The organism is Methylobacterium sp. Leaf125 (assembly GCF_001423085.1).
In the GTDB taxonomy this organism is placed as follows: domain Bacteria; phylum Pseudomonadota; class Alphaproteobacteria; order Rhizobiales; family Beijerinckiaceae; genus Methylobacterium.
In genome coordinates this window covers 17577-36193 of record NZ_LMNU01000005.1, presented here as the reverse complement: position 1 = coordinate 36193, position 18617 = coordinate 17577, and the positions used below count along the sequence as shown (strand labels likewise).

Genomic DNA, 18617 nt, shown 5'->3' with positions numbered 1-18617 from the left:
GATTTGGCTTCCTGCACCGGATACCGTCTGTTTTCGCCCGGCACGCAGCGTACCGGATCTAACGCGCTTGAATGACGTCGGTGCGGAGATGGGTGGGAGTCAAGGACGCATGAGCGCAGCGCTTGGGATCATGTGCAAGGCCCCGCATCCTGGCCGAACCAAGACACGGCTCGCCGCCTTTCTCGGGGCGGAGCGCGCGGCCCGCCTCTCCGGATGCTTCCTCAAGGATGTCGCCCAGGCTGTACTCGCAGTCCCGGACGCCTTGGGAAGCCAGGGCTATGGGGTCTACGCGCCGGCCGGAAGCGAGGCGGAGCTTGAGGAGATCCTACCGCCTTCCTTTCGGCTCCTCCTCCAAGACGGCAATGATTTTGGACTCGTCCTCGGCTCGGCAGTGCAGCGGCTGCTGGGCGAGGCAGGCCATGACTGCGTCGTGCTGATCAATTCCGATTCCCCGACCTTGCCAGTGGCGCTCCTCACGACCGCGATCACGGCTCTGCGGCGACCGGGTGACAGGGTCGTGCTCGGGCCCGCAATTGATGGAGGCTACACCTTGATCGGGCTGAAGCGCGATCACCCCGAACTCTTCGCCGAAATCCCTTGGAGCACGGGCGAGGTACTGCGCCTGACTCTGGAGCGGGCTGCCGGGATCGCCCTCGCGGTCGAGATGCTGCCGCTCTGGTACGACATCGACGACCTGGAGACGTTCCGGGTACTGCAGGCGGAGGTCGCCGGAACGCCGCCGGCCTTTGCACCGCCTAGCCTCATCGGTGGACCGGCCAAGGAGACCCGCGCGATGCTGGCGGAATGGCCGGAGCCATGATCGCAACCCCGGGGCTCGCCCGGCGCCTCGTCCTGCTCGGCCTCGCCGGGACCGTGCTGGTCGGCCTCGGGATGCCCGTGCTCCAGAGCCTCGGCGACAACGCTTTCCTACTGCTCGTCGTCGCTGGCGGGGTGATCGCGGCCCTGGGCGCACGTCTGGAGGGCATCGAGGGGCGCCGGGCGCTCATCGTCATTATCGGCATCGGCCTCGCCATGCGGATGCTCGCGCTGCCCGCGCCTCCGATCCTGTCCACGGACGTCTTCCGCTACGTCTGGGACGGGCTCGTGCAGGGCGCAGGCATCAACCCCTATCGCTACGTTCCGGCCGATCCGGCGCTCGCAGCCCTACGCCCGGCGGCGGTCTATCCGTTCATCAACCGCGCCGATTACGCGGTGACCATCTATCCTCCAGTGGCGCAGGCGTTCTTCTTTCTGGTCACCCGCCTGTCGGAGAGCCCCCTCGCGATCAAGCTCGCGCTCGTGGCCTGCGAGGGGGCGACCTTGCTGGCGCTCATCGGCCTGCTGCGCCTCACCGGACAGCCGCCGACGCGGGTGGCGGCCTATGCTTGGCACCCGCTGCCGGTCTGGGAGATCGCCGGCCAGGGCCATGTCGACGGGCTGATGATCGCCCTGATGATGCTCGGCCTGTGGCTCGCCCTCATCGTCGGACGGCGCTACGGGGGCGCGGGCGCCGTCGTGCTGGCGGCCCTTGTCAAGCCCTTCGCCCTCATCGCCCTGCCGGGCCTGTGGCGGCCGTGGGACTGGCGCATGATTGCGCTCGTGCCCGTCGTCGTCGCGGCGGCCTATTTGCCCTACCTGTCCGTCGGACGCGACGTGCTTGGCTTCCTCGCCACAGGCTACGTTCAGGAGGAAGGTCTGGCCTCTGGCTGGGGCTTCACTCTGCTGCGGCTCTGGCGTTTTTCCGCGGGTGAATGGCCGCACGACACCGGGATCTATCTCGGCCTCTGCCTTGCGATCCTGGCGGCCCTGGCCCTGAGAACCGGTTTCCGAAGGGACCGCACACCAGAGCGGAGCCTGCGCGACATCAATCTTTCGATCGTGATGTTACTCTTCCTGCTCTCGCCCGAATTCCCCTGGTATTTGTTGATGGCGGTGCCGTTCTTGAGCATCGCCGCGACGCTTCCAGGCTGGGCTCTGACGGTGGGAGGCTTTGTGCTCTACGATGTCGTTCCCGGCGATCCGCAGCTCTCTTACGACGACCGCTCGGCGATCCTCGCCGCCCTGGTCTTGGCCGCCGCTCTGGCGCAGGCGGCCTTCACGCGACGATCGGGAACCTACCGATGACAAGCGGCACTGCCACATCCCACCCGGCTGTCGACCCGCGCCGCTACCACGAGGCGGCGCCGAAGTCGGTAGAAGCCTTCGTCGAACGACCGCCAGTCTGCCTCTACCTGGAGGTGACGAACCGCTGCAACCTGCTCTGCACCACATGCCCGCGCACCTATGTCGAGCTTGAACCGCCGGCCGACATGAGCTGGGAGCTGTTCACGCGCATCGTGGACCAGGTGCCGGATCTCAGCCGGGCCGTGCTGCACGGGGTCGGCGAGCCAATGCTGGTCAAAGACCTGCCCCGGATGGTCCGCTACCTCAAGGATCGCGGCACCTACGTCCTGTTCAACACCAACGGCACGGTGCTGTCGGAGAAGAACGGCCGCGCCCTGATCGAGGCAGGGCTCGACGAGCTCCGCGTCTCGCTCGATGCGTCAACTCGGGCGTCCTACATCACGGTGCGCGGTAAGGACTACTTCGAGCGGATCCTGAAGAACGTCCGGGCCTTTCGGGCCATGCAGGAGCGCGAGGGTCACGCCAAGCCTCGGGTCTCGGCTTGGCTCACCGGCCTCAAGGAGACCCTGCCCGAGCTTCCCGCCTTCGTGCGTGTGGCGGCCGAGACCGGCGTGAAGGAGGTTTACCTGCAGCGCCTCGTCTATTTCGAGGAGGATGCCATCGGCATGGCGCGGCCCGACCAGGCACTCTACGAGCGCATGGAGGCGGATGAGGCTCACTACCTCGCGGAGGCCGAGGCGGTGGCCGCCGAGCTTGGGCTCACCTTCTCGGCCTCGGGCGCGGCGAGCGAGCCCGGCGTGAGCCTGAAGCGCGACGACGACGGGTCGCCCTGGTCGCTCTGCCGGCGACCCTGGAACGTGATGTACTTCACCGCGAATGGCCGGGCGCTTCCGTGCTGCATCGCTCCGTTCTCGCAGCGCGGCTACGAGAACTACACGCTAGGCGACGCCACGCAGGACAGCCTGCGGGCGATCTGGAACGGCGTCGCCTACACTGATTTCCGCGCGGCGCTGCTCTCCGACACGCCGCCGCAGGCCTGCGGCAATTGCGGGCTGCGCTGGAGCCTATGAGCGCTACCTCCTTCGTCACTGCGATCGTGCCCTGCCTCGACGAGGAGACGGCGATCGTGGGCGTCGTCGCCGGGCTGCTGGCGTATGGGGCCGACGCGGTCATCGTCGTCGATGGCGGCTCGCGGGACACGACCGCCGCGCGTGCCGCGAGCGCCGGCGCGCGGGTCCTCGTGGAGCCGCGCCGCGGCTACGGCCGGGCGATCCAGGCGGGCATCGCCGCGATGGCGCCGGAGACCCGCATCGTCCTGTTCGTCGACGGAGACGGCAGCGACCGACTCGACCGCGTCCCGGACCTGCTCGAGCCGATCCGCACGGGCCGCGCCGATTTCGTGCACGGCTCCCGAGTCCGCGGTGCGCGCGAGCCGGGCGCCATGAGCCCGCAGCAGATCGTGGCCGGACACCTCGCCGGGTGGCTGCTGCGCCTGACCTACGGCGCCCGCTTCACCGACATGTCCCCGTTCCGCGCCATCCGTCGCGACGCCCTGGCGCGCCTCGGCATGCGCGACGAGACCTACGGTTGGAACCTCGAGATGCTGATGCGGGTCGCCGCGGCGAGCCTGCGCTGCGAGGAGATCGCGGTCGGGCAGCGGCCTCGGCAGGGCGGCGCCTCCAAGGTCTCCGGCGACTGGCGCGTCGGACTGCGCGCCGCCTGGATCATCGGCACTACCTTCCTGCGCCTCTCACGCGGACTCGCCGGCGAAAGACGTCCCCGCGAATAACTTGTGCAAGGGACGCCCCGCCGGGTGAGCGCTCTCAGGTAGCGAAGCGCACGAAGCGCGCCGTCGAGCCCGTGGTCAGGCCCGGCGGAAAGCGGCGGCGCAGATCCGCATCGAGGCCGAGGCTGCGACCGGCGCCGAAGACGCTGAACAGGCCCATGAGACCGGCCAGGAAGACGTAGGTCCATGGCCATTCCTGCGGGTGCAGGTACAGGCCGAGCCAGAGCTGCGCCACGAACATCACGCCGATGGCGCCGGTGATCCGCACGCCGAGACCGAGGAGCAGGGAGGCCGCGAAGGTGAGTTCGGTGAGGAAGACGAAGATGTCGAGGATGTAGAAGTTCGGTGTTGGAAGAAGGACGTTCTTGACCAGATCGCGATGGATCTGGAAGGCGGCGTTCGTCACCTCCTCGCCGGTCCAGAAATACAAGCCGTTCTCGGTGGAGAAGAACGGCAGCTTCCAGAGCATGCCCTGGAACCACATGGCTCCGACCAGGGCACGCAGCACCCACATCGTGAGATCGCGTCCAGAGCGCTGCGTCGGGTCCTCGATCCATTCGCGCAGCGCGATGAGGACGCTGGCCATGACCAGCAGCGCGAAGCAGGCGACCACGAGCCAGCGCCCGAGGCCGAGGCCGAGCTGGTCGCTCTGCTGTCCGAGGAAGAAGGCCCACGTGTCGGTGAAGGGGTCGGTTCGCATGAGCCTGATCCTGGATTGAGGGGCGTGTCCGTCAGGAGCAGACCGGACGGAGCGGTCCGGCCGAAACACCATTCACGGGCTCCGAGAGGCGGGTCGGCAGTTCGGCGAGGCGCAAGGACCGGCGCAGCGCCCGGGACAGGGCATCCACCACGGCCGTCAGCAGGGCGGTGGCGACGATCAGCATCACGGCGACGTCGAGGCGCAACTCAGAGATCGCGGCGTCGACATAGAAGCCGAGCGTCGCCACCCCGAGGATGCCGAAGATCGCGCTCTCGCGCAGGATCAGCTCCCACCGGTAGAGCAGGTAGGCCAGGAACTGCCCGTAGAGCCGGGGCACCGTCTCGTAGGCGTAGAGATCAAGGCCGGACGGCGCGTCCACTCGGTAGGGCAGGCCGTCGGCGTGACGGCCCATCAGGTAGCCGACGATGCCGGCATTGTGGATCGTCAGCGCCAGGATCGCCGGCAGCATCGACGGGCCGAGCAGTTGCAGCAGCACGTAGGCCAGCATGTATTCCGGCGTCGAGCGAACGACTACCAAGAGGACGCGCCCGAAGGGCTGGCCGATCGACCCGGCGAACCGGCGCGAGACCAGGGGGAACAGGAGCAGCGCACCGATGGCAGTGGCCACCAGCGCCACCTGCGCGAGGACCAGGGTCTGGAACGCGCCGGGCAGGATCTGCTGCGTGAGGATGGGCCGAAACCAGGCTCCCATCCGTGCCCAGGTCTCGGGATCGAGGAGGGCGCCGGAGCGAAGCGGGCTCGGGACGATGTCGTGGCTCACGAACCGTCCGAGGCTGGCGAGCCAGTTCGTCGTGCCGATGGTCTTCGGAAGCGCAAGGACGCTGGCGACAAGAAGGACGGGCAGAGTCGAGAGCCGCATCCAGAGGCGGCGCGAGCCGATCAGGGCATAGAAAACGAGGAGCAGGGCCCCGGCCTCGGCGTAGCGGCCCTGGCGAAAGGCGGATTCGAGGTAGAAGCCCATGGTCGGAAGGCCGATGAAGCCGAGCACCAGGGTCGAGCGCATGGCGCATTCGAAGCGGTAGAGCGTGTAGTGCCGGAAAGCCACCGCAACGTCCGGCAGGCGGCCATAGGCGAAGGCGGAGAGCGCCCCGGTTCCCTCGGGCAGCACCCGCAGGGCCGAGAGGTCCGCCTCCTCGATGATCTCGGAATAGACCTTGGCGCAGATGCCCGCATAGGGCAGCGCGATGGCGAGGATGCCGGTGGTGGCCGAGAGGCCGAACACCTGCATGAGCAGCAGGGCCCAGAACAGTTCGTGCACCGAGCGCAAACCCGCGCAGAGCAGGCGCACGCTGCGGAATTGCGCGAAGGGAATCGCCAGGACGAAGCCGGCACCAGCCCCCAGCGTCACCCCCAGGATGGCGAATGCGATGGTGTAGACGACGCTCCAAACTTCGACAGAGCGGAGGTCGGGATGAATCAGGCCGCCAAGCAGGCGCTGGAGATCGGCCCAGGGGTGGAGGCTGGTAACGGCGAGATCGGCGGCGAGCAGCGCCGCCACCGCGCCTCCGACGAACCAGCGGGTCACCGCCGCGTAGCCCCAGCCGGGGATCAACCGAAGGGCGTTCACGCGGCCTGCCCGTAGAACGGCACGAGGGCCGATTCGTCGAGGTGGCGGGCGGGTGCATCGAGCACGATCCGCCCGGCATCGAGCACCACGATCCGGTCCGTATGCGCGAGCGCCAGAGCGATGTCGTGAAGCGCCAGCACCAGGGTGCGGTGGCGCGCGGCGAGCCGCTCGAGGACGAGGCCGCCCTGAAGACGGTCGAGGGCCGAGACGGGTTCGTCGCCGATCAGGATCGGGCGCCCGTTATAGAGCGCGCGCGCTACCGAGACGCGCTGCTGCTGGCCGCCCGACAAAGCGCCGGCCTTGGCCCGAAGCTCGTCCGCGAGCCCGACCTCGCCCAGCACCGCGCGGATTTCAGCAAGGTCGGCGCGGCCCGGGAAGGCCAGGGTGCGCAGGTTGTGCAGGGTCGAGCGCCGATCGAGCCGGCCCATGTAGACGTTGTGGAAGACCGACAGCGTTCGGACCAGCGCCGCCGCCTGCGGGATCAGGGCGACGCGGGCGCGCGCCTGGGCGTGGATCAGGCCGAGGAGGGTGGACTTGCCGGCGCCGGAGCGCCCCATCAGTGCGACCCGCTCGCCTGAGCGGATGGTCAGGTCCACGCCGTGCAGCACCGGCCTGCCATCATAGGCCGCCCGGGCACCCGAGAGCACGATCTCCGCTTCGGGCTCGGTGAGGGACACGGCGGCGCGCTCTCGGCTCAGTCCAGCAGGCCCGTGGATTTCGCCACGCGCTCCACCGGCTCGTAGGCGGCATTGGTCACGGGGATGAACTTGGATCGCGCGAAGGGGGCGAGGATGGCCGGATCGGTGATGCCGATCAGGGCCGCCTTAAGCTTGTCTGTGAAGCCGGCGCCGTAGATCGCATCGACGTCGCCGCGCACGGTCCACTGGTAGTCGGGAAAAGGCGGGCTCTCCCAGATTATGCTGACGTCCTTCGGGTCGACCCTGCCGGCCTTCGTGTCGAGGTCCCAGACCGAGTAATCGACTGCGCCGACCTCGAAGGCGCCAGACTGGACGAGTTGGATCGTGCGGCTGTGGTCACCGGAGAAACCCACACGGGGGAACACCTCCTCGGGCGTCTTGCCGGGGAACGCCTCGCGGATGAAGTATTCCGGCATCAGCCGGCCCGAGGTCGAGGCCCGAGAACCGAAGGTGAGGGTCTTGCCCGCGATCTCCTTCGGGAAATCCGCCGACTTCGTCAGGCCGGTCTTGGTGTTGGCGATGAGGTAGGTCTTGAAGGCGGCGTCCTCGGCGCCCTGCGCGATGGCTTGCGCCCCGGGCGAGGCCTTGCGGGCCTGCACCCCGGTGAAGCCGCCGAACCAGGCGAGCTGAACCTGGCCGTTGGTGAAGGCCGTCACCGCCGCCGGATAGTTCTTCACGGGGATGTAGGTCACGGGCACGCCGAGCTTGCCCTCGAGATAGGTCGCGACCTTGCCGAAGCGCTCGACGAGGCGGCTCTCGTCCTGGTCGGGAATGCCGGTGAAGACGAAGGCCGGCTTGGCGCGCTCCTGCGCTCCTGCCGTGCCGGACACAAGCAGGCATCCCAGGCCCAGTAGCAGCGACCCGCTCAACGTCCGTCTCAGCATCGACCGTCCCCCGACTCTCATGCGGCATTGTACGATGCCACGCGGGCACCGATGTCCAATCAATTGACGGCTATTGCGGGCGCGACGGTACGAAGCCCGACGAACCCTGTTGATGAATCTCTTCGCGCCGAGCGGTCGCCGGGTTACAGGCCCGGTGTCCGGTTCTGATCCGGCGCCCGGCCGAGGGCTAGGAAGGCCACGGCCCGAAGGGCGACCGGCCCGTCGCCCTGGTCCCGCCGCAGATCCTCCGCGAAGCGAGCTAGCACCACTTCCCGGTCGCGGCCCTGCGCATCGAGCATCGCGGCGAGGCCGGGGGCGAAGGCGAGGTGCTCTGCGAGCCACGCTGCGGACCTGGCACGCAGATCCGCCTCGATGCGAACGATGCGATCGAGGGGCACCTCCGCCGCACCGAAGAGGGCTCGAAGGGTTGCCTCTTCGCGGAAGCGCAACTGGGCCGGGCCCTCCGCGGGCGGCGCCTGGGTGCCGCGAACCGCCGTCACCGCCGCGATCAGCCGGCTCACCAGTTCGTAGTTCTGCGGCTCGGTCCAGGTCACCACCGCGAGCGGGCCACCCGGGCGCACTACGCGGCCCATTTCGCGGAGGGCGCGAACCGGATCGGGGCAGAGGATGATCCCGAAGACTGACAGGGCCGCGTCACAGGCGCCATCGGCCAGCGCGAGGGCTTGCGCGTCCATCGCGGCCGCCCACACCGGCTTTGCGCCGTCCCGGGCCCGCGCCCGGATGCGCGCGATCATGCCCTCGGCCGCGTCGATGGCGATGACGCGCGCGCCGCGGGACGCCGCCATCAGGGCGGCGCCGCCGGTTCCGGCGCCGACATCGAGGCAGAGTCCGCCGGGCGCGAGATCGAGGGCCTTCAGGGCGGCGTCGGCGAAGGCGTTGGTGAGGGGCTCAAACGCGGCCTCGTAGGCCTCGGCGAACGGGCTCCAGCGCGCGGGCTGCTGATCTTGCTGAAGATGTGATGTCACCGGGACGCTCCTCCGTGCGAAGGGTACCGTAACGTCCCGCGGCACGACACCGGTCATCCCGGATCGCCGGTCAGGATTAGACAGGAGAATATTCATGGCTCCGATATCCTCGACGCCCGCTTTCCCGCCGGCGCTCCAAGCCGGCCCGGCCCCATCCTTCTCCCTCGGGATCGGACTGACCAACGAATGTAACCTCGCCTGCAGCTTCTGTTATCGCGATCCGGACCGGCTAGACCGGCTCGGTCCCGATCAGGTCCGCGCCGTGCTCGACAGCCTGCCGGTTCGGTCGGTCAATCTCGGCACCGGCGAGAACGGGATGCATCCCCAGTTCAGGCTGCTCCTCGACTTGCTGCGGGCCGAGCCGATCAAGCTCACGATCACCTCGAACGGGCATTCGATCGCGGTGATCGACGACGACGCGGTGCGGGCCTTCGCCGATGTCGAGTTCTCCATCGATTATCCCACCCGCGAGGAGCAGGACGCGCAGCGCGGCGCGGGCAACTGGGACCTCGTGATGACGCAGGCCGCGCGCTGCCGGGCGCTCGGCGTCGGCGTCACCTTCATCGCGGTGATGATGCGCACCAACTTCGATCGCCTCCACGAGATCGCCGCGATCGCCCGGGGCTTCGATGCGCCCCTGCGCATCAACGTCTACCAAGCGGTGCGCACCGACACCTTCGCACTCACCTACGAGGAATACTGGAGCGGGTTCGCGCGGCTGTTCTCCGAGACCGACGTTATCGCCATTGGCGAACCCCTGGTCCGGGCGATGGCCGGCCTGCCGGCGCGCAAGGGCGGCTGTGGCGTCGGCACCGTCCGGGTGACTCCGCGGGCCACGGTGCAGCCCTGCGTGTACTGGGGCGGCACCGGCCAGAGCCTCGACACACTGCGCGAGACGGGCAGCGGCATCGTCGAGACGGCCCCCTTCGCGGCCGCCCGCGCCTTACCCGAGATTTGCCGGGGCTGCGCACACGAAGATTCTTGCCACGGCGGCTGCGCCGGGCGCCGCCGCCTTATGGAGCGCCTCGATCAGGTCGACCCCTATTGCCCGATCGTGCGCGGCGAATCCCGGCCGCTCGCGATCAGCATGGCGCCTGCCCGCGAACTCCCGAAACTCGAGAGCGCCTGCACCACGATCGTTCAAGCGCGTGGCTGACGCGGTCGAAACCATCGTGGGCCTGGGCAGGATCGAGGGTCTCTACGCGGTCGTGCTGTGTGACGTGTTCGGCGTGCTTCACGATGCAACCGAGATCCGTCCCGCCGCCGTCGCCGCGCTCCGGACTTTCCGTGCGGGCGGCGGGACCGTGGTGCTCGTCTCTAATTCCTCCGAACCGGGCCCCCGGCTCGCCGAGACGCTCCGGGCCCGCGGCATTGCTCCCGAATACGACGCGCTCGTCACCTCGGCCGACATCGCCCGCATCCTCCTGGAGGAGCAGGTGCCGAAGCGAGTCCACCATATCGGGCCGGCGCGCGACCGTATCTTGTTCGACGGCCTTTCCGTGACTCTGACGGGGGTCGAATCGGCCGATCTGAGCGTCTGCACTGGCTATCCGGACCCGGACGACGACCTCGACGCGACCCTCGTCGTGGCACTCCAACGCGGCCATCTCTTGGTCTGCACCAACCCGGACACAAGTCTGATGGTGGACAGCACGCGCCTACGCTTTGCCGGCCTCGTGGCCGAGCGCTACCGCACCATCGGCGGTATCGTGATCGAGACGGGCAAGCCCGGCGGGCTGATCTACCGCGAGGCCCTTCGGCGTGCGGGCCAGACACGCGAGCGCCCCATTACCCCTGGGGCAGTCCTCGGCATCGGCGATACCTGGGCCCTCGATGTGGTCGGTGCGCTCAAATGCGGCTTCGGGGCCATTCACATCGGCGCAGCGGAACCGCAAGAGCGTCCGCCGGACTGCCCGGGCCGCCTGTACCGGATGCCCGTTCTTGTCTGGTAGGCATGCCCTTGTCTGATAGGACGGCTCCGGATCATCATTTGTCAAAGCCCCCCGCCACAGGATTTTCCCATGGACATCCCTCCGGTTCGCCTGACCAGCCTCGCTCATGGTGGAGGGTGCGGTTGCAAGCTCGACCCCGAGGTGCTTCGCACGCTCCTCGCCGACCAGCCGGTGGCCGGCCCGTTCGAGCGCCTGCTCGTGGGCAACGAGACCGCCGACGATGCAGCCGTCTGGGCTCTCGATGACGGGACCTGCCTTATCGCCACCACGGACTTCTTCACGCCAATGGTGGACGATCCACACGATTTCGGCCGGATCGCCGCCACCAACGCGATCTCCGACGTCTACGCCATGGGCGGCAAGCCGATTCTGGCGCTCGCCATCCTGGGCATGCCGGTGGGCAAGATCGCGCCCGAGATTGTCGCCAAGATCCTGAAGGGCGGCGCCGCGACCTGCGCCGAGGCGGGCATTCCTATCGCGGGTGGCCATTCGATCGACACGCCGGAGCCGATCTACGGCTTGGCGGTGATCGGCCTCGCCGACCGCGCTCGGATCCGGCGCAACGCGGATGCGAAGGCCGGCGATGTGGCCATCCTCACGAAGCCCCTCGGCGTCGGCATCTATTCCGCTGCGATTAAGCGCGAGGCCCTGGACGATTCCGGCTACGCCGACTTCGTCGCCACCACGACACGGCTGAACAAGGTCGGGGCGGATCTGGCGGGTGACGCGGACGTGCACGCAATCACCGACATCACCGGCTTTGGCCTCCTCGGCCACGGGCTCGAACTCGCGCGCGGTGCCGGCCTGACCTTCGTCATCGAGGGCGGCGCGATCCCGCTCCTGCCCCGGGCCGAAGCGCTGGCGCGGGACGGGTTCGTCACCGGCGCCTCGCATCGCAACTGGGCGAGCTTCGGCGACCACGTCGCCCTGCCCGAGGATCTGCCGGACTGGCGCCGTCACATCCTGACCGACCCGCAGACGTCCGGCGGCCTGCTCGTGACCTGCACGCCCGAGCGCGCCGATGCGATCCTCGCACAGGTCCGAACTGCGGGCTTCGCGCAGGCCGCGATCGTCGGACGGTTCGAAGCCGGGCCCCCAGGGATCCGAGTTGAGGCCTGAGGCGTGGCGGTACCCCCGAGCGACGTGAAATCCGTCCCGATCCTGCGCGACAAGGCGCACGAGGCGGCCTCGGAGTTTACGCCCGAGAGCCTGCTGCGCGAAGCCAGGCGTCAGCGTGGTCTCAGGGAAGGCCGGGTGCCCGCCCTCTGCGTGCTCGACCCGGACGGTGACATCGTCCGCCACCTACAGGCCACGGGAGGTGCGCAGCGCGACCCGGACTGGGCCTGCTATCACAGCGAGTTGCACCGCTTCGTGGCTGGTGGGCGCGAATTCGGCATCATCGGCTGTGCGGTCGGTGCACCCTACGCGGTGCTGGTGGCCGAGCAGATGTTCGCCGCAGGATGCGAGCTCCTGATCAGCATCACCTCATCCGGCCAGATCACGCCGTTGCGGTCACCACCCTACTTCATTCTCATTGAAGCGGCCCTGCGTGACGAGGGCACGAGCTACCATTACCTCCCGGCCTCCGAGTTCGCACAGGCACCCGCTGAACTCGTCGCGGCGCTGGCCCCGGCCCTGACGGACGTCGGCGAGCCGGTGGAACGCGGCACGACCTGGACGACTGATGCACCTTACCGGGAGACGCAGGCAGCCATCGCAGCGGCCCGCGAGCGGGGCATTCTTGCCGTCGAGATGGAGGCCGCGGCGCTCTACGCCTTCGCGCAGGCTCGTGGACGACCGGTGCTGTGCTTCGCCCACGTTACCAATCAGATGGGTCAAGCCGGCGATTTCGAGAAGGGCGAGGCCAACGGTGCGACGGCGGCGCTCCGCCTCGTCGCGGCCGTGGCGAACGCGTGGTTCGCCGCACGCTAGAGTGCCACCGTTCGAAAGCCCGCGATCACGTCGCGACGCTCAGGGCCGAAAAAGTTGCGATAGGCGGTGTCGACCATGCGCGAGCGCGTGACCCAGGCGCCGCCGCGCAGGACCTTGCGGGTGCCGAAGGCGGGCTCGGAATACTCTTTGTAGGCGTCCGGCGAGAAGCCAGGGAAGGGCAGGAACGGGCTCGCCGTCCATTCCCAGACGTTGCCGAGCATCTGCCGGCAGCCCCAGGCGCTGTCGCCCTCGGGGTAGGCGGCGACATCGACGCAGCCGAGATGGCCGCCGTCGAGATTGGCGAGGTCCGGTGCCGGCGTCGCCTCGCCCCAGGGATAGGCACGCTTTCCCGCTCCGAGCGTCCCGTCGCCGGCCGGTGCTCCGGCGGCGGCGGCTTCCCACTCCGCCTCCGTTGGCAGGCGTCGCCCCGCCCAACGGCAATAGGCGTTGGCCTCGTGCCAGTTGACGTGAACGACCGGCTCGTCGGGAGCGAGGGGCTCCTCGCGGTCGAAGCGTCGGATCATCCAATCCCTCGCGCCGTCCCGCGTCCAGTAGACCGGATGCGCGGCTCCGTAGTCGTCGCGCCAGCGCACGCCCTCCACGTCCCAATGGGCGTCCTCATGGTAGCCGCCATCCGCCACGAAGGATGAGAATTCTGCGTTCGTCACCGGAGCGCGGGCGATGCGAAACGGCGCCACGGCGACCGGGTGCGCCCATTTCTCGTTATCGAAAACGAAGCCGCCCCCGGGCTCGGATCCGAGCCGCCAGGTTCCTCCACCGACGGTGACGTCGCCGGGCCAGGAGCCGGAGCCAGTGTGCTCCACCGAGGCTGACGCGGCGAAGATCGGCGCCGGGTAACCGAGGGTCTGGCGTGTGTAGGTGAAGGCCTCGTCGTGCATGTCCTCGTGGAAGGTCACGAGTTGATAGAGCTCGGCCTCCTCGGGCGTGGGCGCGCGTCCGTCGAGCCGGCGCACCAGCGCTTTCTGGACCTGCATCATGTAGCCCAGCGTCTCGGGCAGCGGCATTAGCGGGATTGACCAGCGCGTCCCATGGGGCACCCGCGCGGAATCGTAGAGCGCATCCGCTTCCGCGTTCAGCGGTGGATGCCCGTCGAGGCCGCGCAGGATGAACTGTTCGTGAAACCAGGCGAGATGCCCGATTTCCCACAGGAGGGGGTTCACGATATCGAGCCGCGGCCCCATGAGACGGTCACGGTCGAGACCCGCCACGAGTTCAAGCGTTCTCGACCGGGCATCCTCCAGCATCGCCACGAGACCGGCGGCCGTAACTTGTGCGCTCATCAAACGTCCCGGAATCCTGTCGAATCCATGAAGATCAGCCTCATCACGCCGGCGGCGAAGACGTCCCGTGCCGGCAACCGGACGACGGCGATGCGCTGGGCGCGCATCCTCGGCGATCTCGGACACCAAGTCGACGTGGCGACGACGTACGAGGCCGACCCGGACGTCGACCTGATGGTGGCGCTGCATGCTTGGCGCAGCGCCGCGTCCATCGCGCGCTTTAAGGCGCGCCATCCCGATCGGCCGGTGATTGTCGCGCTGACGGGAACAGACATCTACCACTACCTCGACGCGGACCCCGAGCTGACCCTACGCTCCCTCGATCTGGCCGACCGCCTAATTGGCCTGCACGACCTCGTTCCTACCGCCCTGCCCGAGCGATACCGCCACAAGGTCGACATTGTGCTCCAGTCCGCACTGGCGCACCGAGAGCGCTGGCCTGCTTCAGACGAGGCTTTCGAGGTCCTCGTCGTCGGACACCTGCGCGCTGAGAAGGACCCGTTCTGCGCCGCCCGGGCGGCCCGGCGCCTTCCCGCCCGGTCTCGCATCCGCATCGTCCATCTCGGAGGCGCGCACGATGCGGCCTGGGCGAGCCGGGCGGAGGCCGAGATGGCGGATAATCCGCGCTACGCCTGGCTTGGCGACCGACCCGGCTCCCTGACTCGGCGCTGGTTGACCCGCGGCCGGCTCATGGTCCTGAGCTCGCTGCAGGAGGGCGGCGCCAACGTGATCTCCGAGGCCGTAGTGTCCAGCCTGCCGGTGATCGCTTCCGACATATCCGGAACCCGCGGCCTGCTCGGGCCGGACTATCCGGGCTATTTCCCCACCGGCGACGACGCGGCCCTGGCCGCAATGCTGCTGCGCGCCGAGGAGGAGCCTGCATTTCTTCAAGTCTTGCTTGAACACGGCGGAATGCGTGCGCACCTGTTCTCCCCGGCGCGGGAGCGAGAATCGCTTCACCAAATCTTCGCGCGGTACACAGAGGCGCACAACGGGAACGACACCTCACCGGAGATTCGAAAGCCAAAACGGATACTCACTGATCACGGCGGATTGCGCTGACCGCTCAACTCAGTATGCGCTCTTTCGTCCGGGATCGAAGTCCATCTCTCAGGCATAGCATCGAAGAACAGACATGCTGCTTGCGACCCAGTGCGGTCATTCAAGCTTTTATGTCGGCTGCCCGTTAGCGGACCTTCAGCGATGGCGCATGGGGGATAGGCCGGACACGAAGGAAGTGCTCGCCCTGGTCGACACTCGTGGGAATATAGGAGTTCCCGTCTACCGAGCATTCGGCCTGATGGCGTAGCCGTGCTCCGTCCCGCGCTTTTCGGGCATGATGAGCCTCGTGCCGAGCCATGGAAATCAACGACCGCTAGCCTCCGGCTGCCTCAGAGGTCTGAGAGGATGCCCGGTCGTCTGGGGTATGAGCCGCTTCCTCGCGGTCCTTGCCGAACAGGCGCTCGAAGGCGACGTAGAAGGTCGGCGTCACGAACAGGGTGACGAAGGTGGCCACCAGCAGGCCGCCGATGACCACGGTGCCCATCGACACCCGGGCGTTGGCGCCTGCGCCGCTGGCGATGGCGAGCGGTACCGACCCCATGATAAAGGCGAACGAGGTCATCAGGATCGGGCGCATGCGCAACCGCGCGGCGTCCTCAGCGGCCTTGAGCACGTCTTCGCCCTGCTTGCGCAGGTCCTCGGCGAAGGCGACGAGCAGGATCGAGTTCTTGGCGGCCAGCCCGACCAGGAGCAGCAGCCCAACCTGCCCAAAGATGTCGAGGGCGAGGCCCCGGATCGCCAGGAAGGCGACGGCGCCGAAAATTGCAATCGGTGTCCCGAGAAGGATCACGAAGGGCAGGCGCAAGGACTCGTACTGCCCGGCCAGGAGGAGAAAGATCATCAGGGTACCGAGGCCGAAGATCAGGGGCGCGTAGCCGCCGGCAATCTTTTCCTGATAGGCGACATCGGTCCATTCGACCGCGTAGGTCGAGGGTAGCTTGGCGTCGGCCAACGCCTCGATGGCCGCGATGGCCGTTCCGGAACTGGCGTCCGAGGCGGTGTCCACCGCGATCTCGATGGTGGGGTAGGTGTTGTAGGACAGGACCGCCGTCGGACCGGTGACGAAGCTGGTCTGGATCAGCGAGCCGACCCGCACAGGTTCGCTGCGGTTGTTGAGGACCGTCAGCGCCTCCACGTCCTGAATGGTACGGCGGCCGGAGGCCTCGCTCTGGACATAGACCTGATAGACGTATCCGAAGCGGTTGAAGAGGTTCACGAAGCTCGAACCGACGTAGGTGCCCAACGCGTCGAAGAGGTTCTGCAGGGGCACGCCGAGTTGCTCCGCCTTGGCCCGGTCGATCTCCAGGCGCATTTGCGGAACGCCGTAAGTCGTGGTCGGAATCGCACGCCCGACGGACGGCAGCTTCTCCATCTCCGCGATGAAGCGGTTGGCGGCTTGCGCCAGCTTCAGACCGCCGGTGCCGCTGCGATCCTGGAGCTCCAGGGTCAGGCCGCTGCGCGAGCCGAGGCCGGGAAGCGGGGACGGGTTCACCACGCGGACCTTGCCGTCGGGATCGTGCTTGAAGCGCTCCTGAACCGTGGCGATGACGTCGTTCACGCTCTCGGTACGCTCACCCCACGGCTTCAGCGTCGGGATCTGGAAACCGTAGAACGGCGCGATGGCATCGGCCAGGATGCTGCGCCCGGTCACGCCGATGGTGTGCTCCACGCTCGGGATCTCGCGCAGCGCTTGCCCGAGACGGTCGACCATCACGTTGGTACGGGCCACCGAGGCCCCCTTGGGCAAGACCACGTCGGCGAAGAAGTAGCCCTGGTCCTCGTCCGGCACGAACCCGGAGGGCCGCGCCATGGTCATCCACACGGTGAGGGCCGCGAAGGCGACGAAGGCGATTACGACGAGGGCGACATGACCGGTCAGCCAACCAATCGAGCTGACGAGACGACGGCTCGCCCCATCCAGCACGCGATTGAACCAACGCAGGGGCGCCCGCCACAGGCTCTCGTCCTTCGCGTCATGGTCGCGGTGCTTAAGGATCAGGCCACATAACGCCGGTGTGAGGGTAAGCGAGACCACCGCCGAGATCATCACCGAGATGGCGATGGTCAGGGCGAACTGATTGTAGAGCTTGCCCGTGAGGCCGGGAATGAAGGCCACCGGTACGAACAGGGCGGCCAGGACCAGCGTGGTGGCGATGACCGGCCCTGCAACCTCCGTGACGGCTTCCCGTGAGGCCTCGCGCGGCGCCATGCCGTCGTCCATCAGGCGCTCGGTGTTCTCGACGACGATGATGGCGTCGTCGACGACGAGGCCCACCGCCAGCACCATGCCGAGCAGGCTGAGGGTATTGAACGAGAAGCCGAGCAGAGCCATCGGCCCCAAGGTGCCGACCAGAGCCACCGGGACCGCGATGGCCGGGATCAATGTGGCGCGCCAGTTCTGGAGGAAGAGGTAGGTTACGATGACCACGAGTGCCAGCGCCTCGAACAGGGTCCGCACCACCTCAAAGATCGCCTCCTTCACGAACTCGGTCCGGTCGAGGGCGATGCGATACTTCAGCCCCGGCGGAAAGCGCTTGGCCAGGTCCTTCATGGTTTCGCGGGCGCCGTCCATCACCTGCACCGCGTTGGCGTCGGGGTTCTGGTAAAGACCGAGGGTAGCGGAGGCCGAACCGTCGAAGCTCGACCGGACTCCGTATTGCTCGGATCCCAGCTCGACCCTGGCGACGTCCCGAATACGCACCACGGACCCGTCCGGATTGGCACGCAGGAGAATGTTGCCGAACTCCTCCGGCTTACGAAGGCGTCCCTGGGTAACGAGCTGCAACTCGAAGGCGGTGGCCTGGTCGACCGGTGGCTTGCCGAGGGTGCCGGTGGTGATCTGCGCGTTCTGCTGGCTGATGGCGGCAGTGACCGCACCAGGGCTGATCCCGAGGGCCTCCATCTTCATCGGATCGAGCCACACGCGCATGGCGTAGCGCTTGTTCGAGAAGTTGACGATGCGGCCCATGCCCTGCACCCGGCGCAGCGGCTTGATCACCTGGGTCTCGGCCCAGTTGGCTAGGAACAGCTCGTCGTAGGGGGAGCCTTCGTCAGCGTAGAGCACGATGTTGCCGAGGCGCTGGCGCGAACTCTTCGTGATTTCGAGGCCTTGCGCGTTCACCGAGGGGGGCAGCTTGGCCTCCGCCCGGTTGGCGCGAGTCAGGACTTCCGCGGCTGCGGCGTCGAGATCCGAGCCGACGTCGAAGGTCGCGTCCATGCTGACGCTGCCGTCGGTGTTGCTGGTCGAGCTGATGTAGAGAAGGTTCTGCGCGCCGTTGATCTCCTGCTCCAGCGGGATCGCGATGGCGTCATAGGCCTGCTGTGCGCTGGCGCCGGGATACGTCGCCTGGATGTTGATGATCGGCGGGGCGATCTCCGGGAACTGCGCAATCGGCAGGGTAAGACCCGCGACAGCGCCAATCAGCGTGATGAGCACAGAGATGACGCCGGCGAGCACCGGCCGGTCGACGAAGTGGGCAAACATGCAGGAACGTGGCTTCCGGTCCAGGGCCGGATGCGTGGACCCCGCGATGCAACGTCTCGTCCCCAGGCGTGTTCCTCTCGCGCTGGGCGGGCGCGGTGGCCGGCCTCATCGATCTTAAGG

At 67.9% G+C, this 18617-nt stretch carries 16 protein-coding genes; 9 read left to right on the top strand and 7 right to left on the bottom strand.

The window, feature by feature from the left end; translation table 11 throughout:
* Positions 1-109 precede the first annotated feature (109 nt).
* From ASF58_RS08290 to ASF58_RS08275, 4 genes are read left to right on the top strand one after another with little or no spacing between them, the layout of a single operon-like run.
* On the top strand, positions 110-820 hold the full coding sequence (locus tag ASF58_RS08290; protein ID WP_055950216.1) for a TIGR04282 family arsenosugar biosynthesis glycosyltransferase: 711 nt from the start codon (positions 110-112) through the stop codon (positions 818-820).
* Positions 817-2124 (top strand): glycosyltransferase 87 family protein, encoded by a 1308-nt coding sequence (locus tag ASF58_RS08285; protein WP_162242036.1) that lies wholly within the window; start codon positions 817-819, stop codon positions 2122-2124. The genes ASF58_RS08290 and ASF58_RS08285 overlap by 4 nt, the downstream gene beginning before the upstream one ends.
* Positions 2121-3194, top strand: a complete 1074-nt coding sequence (locus ASF58_RS08280; RefSeq protein ID WP_055950211.1) for a radical SAM protein — start codon at positions 2121-2123, stop codon at positions 3192-3194. Before ASF58_RS08285 ends, ASF58_RS08280 begins: the two co-directional genes overlap by 4 nt.
* Entirely contained in the window at positions 3191-3913 is a 723-nt protein-coding gene (locus ASF58_RS08275) for a glycosyltransferase family 2 protein (protein WP_055950208.1), read from the top strand. The genes ASF58_RS08280 and ASF58_RS08275 overlap by 4 nt, the downstream gene beginning before the upstream one ends.
* Before the next feature lie 34 nt (positions 3914-3947).
* Here ASF58_RS08275 and ASF58_RS08270 read toward each other — a convergent pair whose 3' ends face one another.
* From ASF58_RS08270 to ASF58_RS08250, 5 genes are all read right to left on the bottom strand, one after another.
* Positions 3948-4610, bottom strand: coding sequence for a hypothetical protein (locus ASF58_RS08270; protein ID WP_055950206.1), 663 nt, complete (start codon positions 4608-4610; stop codon positions 3948-3950).
* A 31-nt stretch (positions 4611-4641) separates the two neighbouring features.
* A complete protein-coding gene (locus ASF58_RS08265) occupies positions 4642-6198 on the bottom strand; it encodes an ABC transporter permease (RefSeq protein ID WP_082512928.1) in 1557 nt (518 codons plus the stop codon).
* On the bottom strand, positions 6195-6875 hold the full coding sequence (locus ASF58_RS08260) for an ATP-binding cassette domain-containing protein (RefSeq protein WP_055950203.1): 681 nt from the start codon (positions 6873-6875) through the stop codon (positions 6195-6197). Before ASF58_RS08260 ends, ASF58_RS08265 begins: the two co-directional genes overlap by 4 nt.
* 17 nt (positions 6876-6892) lie before the next feature.
* Complete coding sequence (locus tag ASF58_RS08255; protein ID WP_082512927.1) at positions 6893-7780, bottom strand: putative selenate ABC transporter substrate-binding protein; 888 nt, start codon at positions 7778-7780, stop codon at positions 6893-6895.
* A 143-nt stretch (positions 7781-7923) separates the two neighbouring features.
* Positions 7924-8766: a class I SAM-dependent methyltransferase gene (locus tag ASF58_RS08250; RefSeq protein ID WP_055950200.1), complete on the bottom strand. Its 843-nt coding sequence runs from the start codon at positions 8764-8766 to the stop codon at positions 7924-7926.
* A gap of 94 nt (positions 8767-8860) precedes the next feature.
* Between ASF58_RS08250 and ASF58_RS08245 the strand changes: the two genes are divergently transcribed.
* The 4 genes from ASF58_RS08245 (at position 8861) to ASF58_RS08230 (ending at position 12650) form a co-directional block, all read left to right on the top strand.
* On the top strand, positions 8861-9922 hold the full coding sequence (locus ASF58_RS08245; protein ID WP_082512925.1) for a radical SAM protein: 1062 nt from the start codon (positions 8861-8863) through the stop codon (positions 9920-9922).
* Positions 9915-10718, top strand: a complete 804-nt coding sequence (locus ASF58_RS08240; protein ID WP_055950197.1) for a TIGR01459 family HAD-type hydrolase — start codon at positions 9915-9917, stop codon at positions 10716-10718. The genes ASF58_RS08245 and ASF58_RS08240 overlap by 8 nt, the downstream gene beginning before the upstream one ends.
* Positions 10719-10787: 69 nt before the next feature.
* Positions 10788-11837: a selenide, water dikinase SelD gene (gene selD, locus ASF58_RS08235; protein ID WP_055950194.1), complete on the top strand. Its 1050-nt coding sequence runs from the start codon at positions 10788-10790 to the stop codon at positions 11835-11837.
* A gap of 3 nt (positions 11838-11840) precedes the next feature.
* Positions 11841-12650 (top strand): nucleoside phosphorylase, encoded by an 810-nt coding sequence (locus ASF58_RS08230; protein ID WP_244477230.1) that lies wholly within the window; start codon positions 11841-11843, stop codon positions 12648-12650.
* Here the strand turns inward: ASF58_RS08230 and senA are convergent.
* Positions 12647-13951 (bottom strand): selenoneine synthase SenA, encoded by a 1305-nt coding sequence (gene senA / locus ASF58_RS08225; RefSeq protein WP_055950187.1) that lies wholly within the window; start codon positions 13949-13951, stop codon positions 12647-12649. The two genes, ASF58_RS08230 and senA, sit on opposite strands and share 4 nt — an antisense overlap.
* 27 nt (positions 13952-13978) lie before the next feature.
* Here senA and senB point away from each other — a divergent pair, with 27 nt between their 5' ends.
* A complete protein-coding gene (gene senB, locus ASF58_RS08220; protein ID WP_082512923.1) occupies positions 13979-15013 on the top strand; it encodes a selenoneine biosynthesis selenosugar synthase SenB in 1035 nt (344 codons plus the stop codon).
* A gap of 313 nt (positions 15014-15326) precedes the next feature.
* Here senB and ASF58_RS08215 read toward each other — a convergent pair whose 3' ends face one another.
* On the bottom strand, positions 15327-18497 hold the full coding sequence (locus ASF58_RS08215; protein WP_055950185.1) for an efflux RND transporter permease subunit: 3171 nt from the start codon (positions 18495-18497) through the stop codon (positions 15327-15329).
* Positions 18498-18617: the final 120 nt, after the last annotated feature.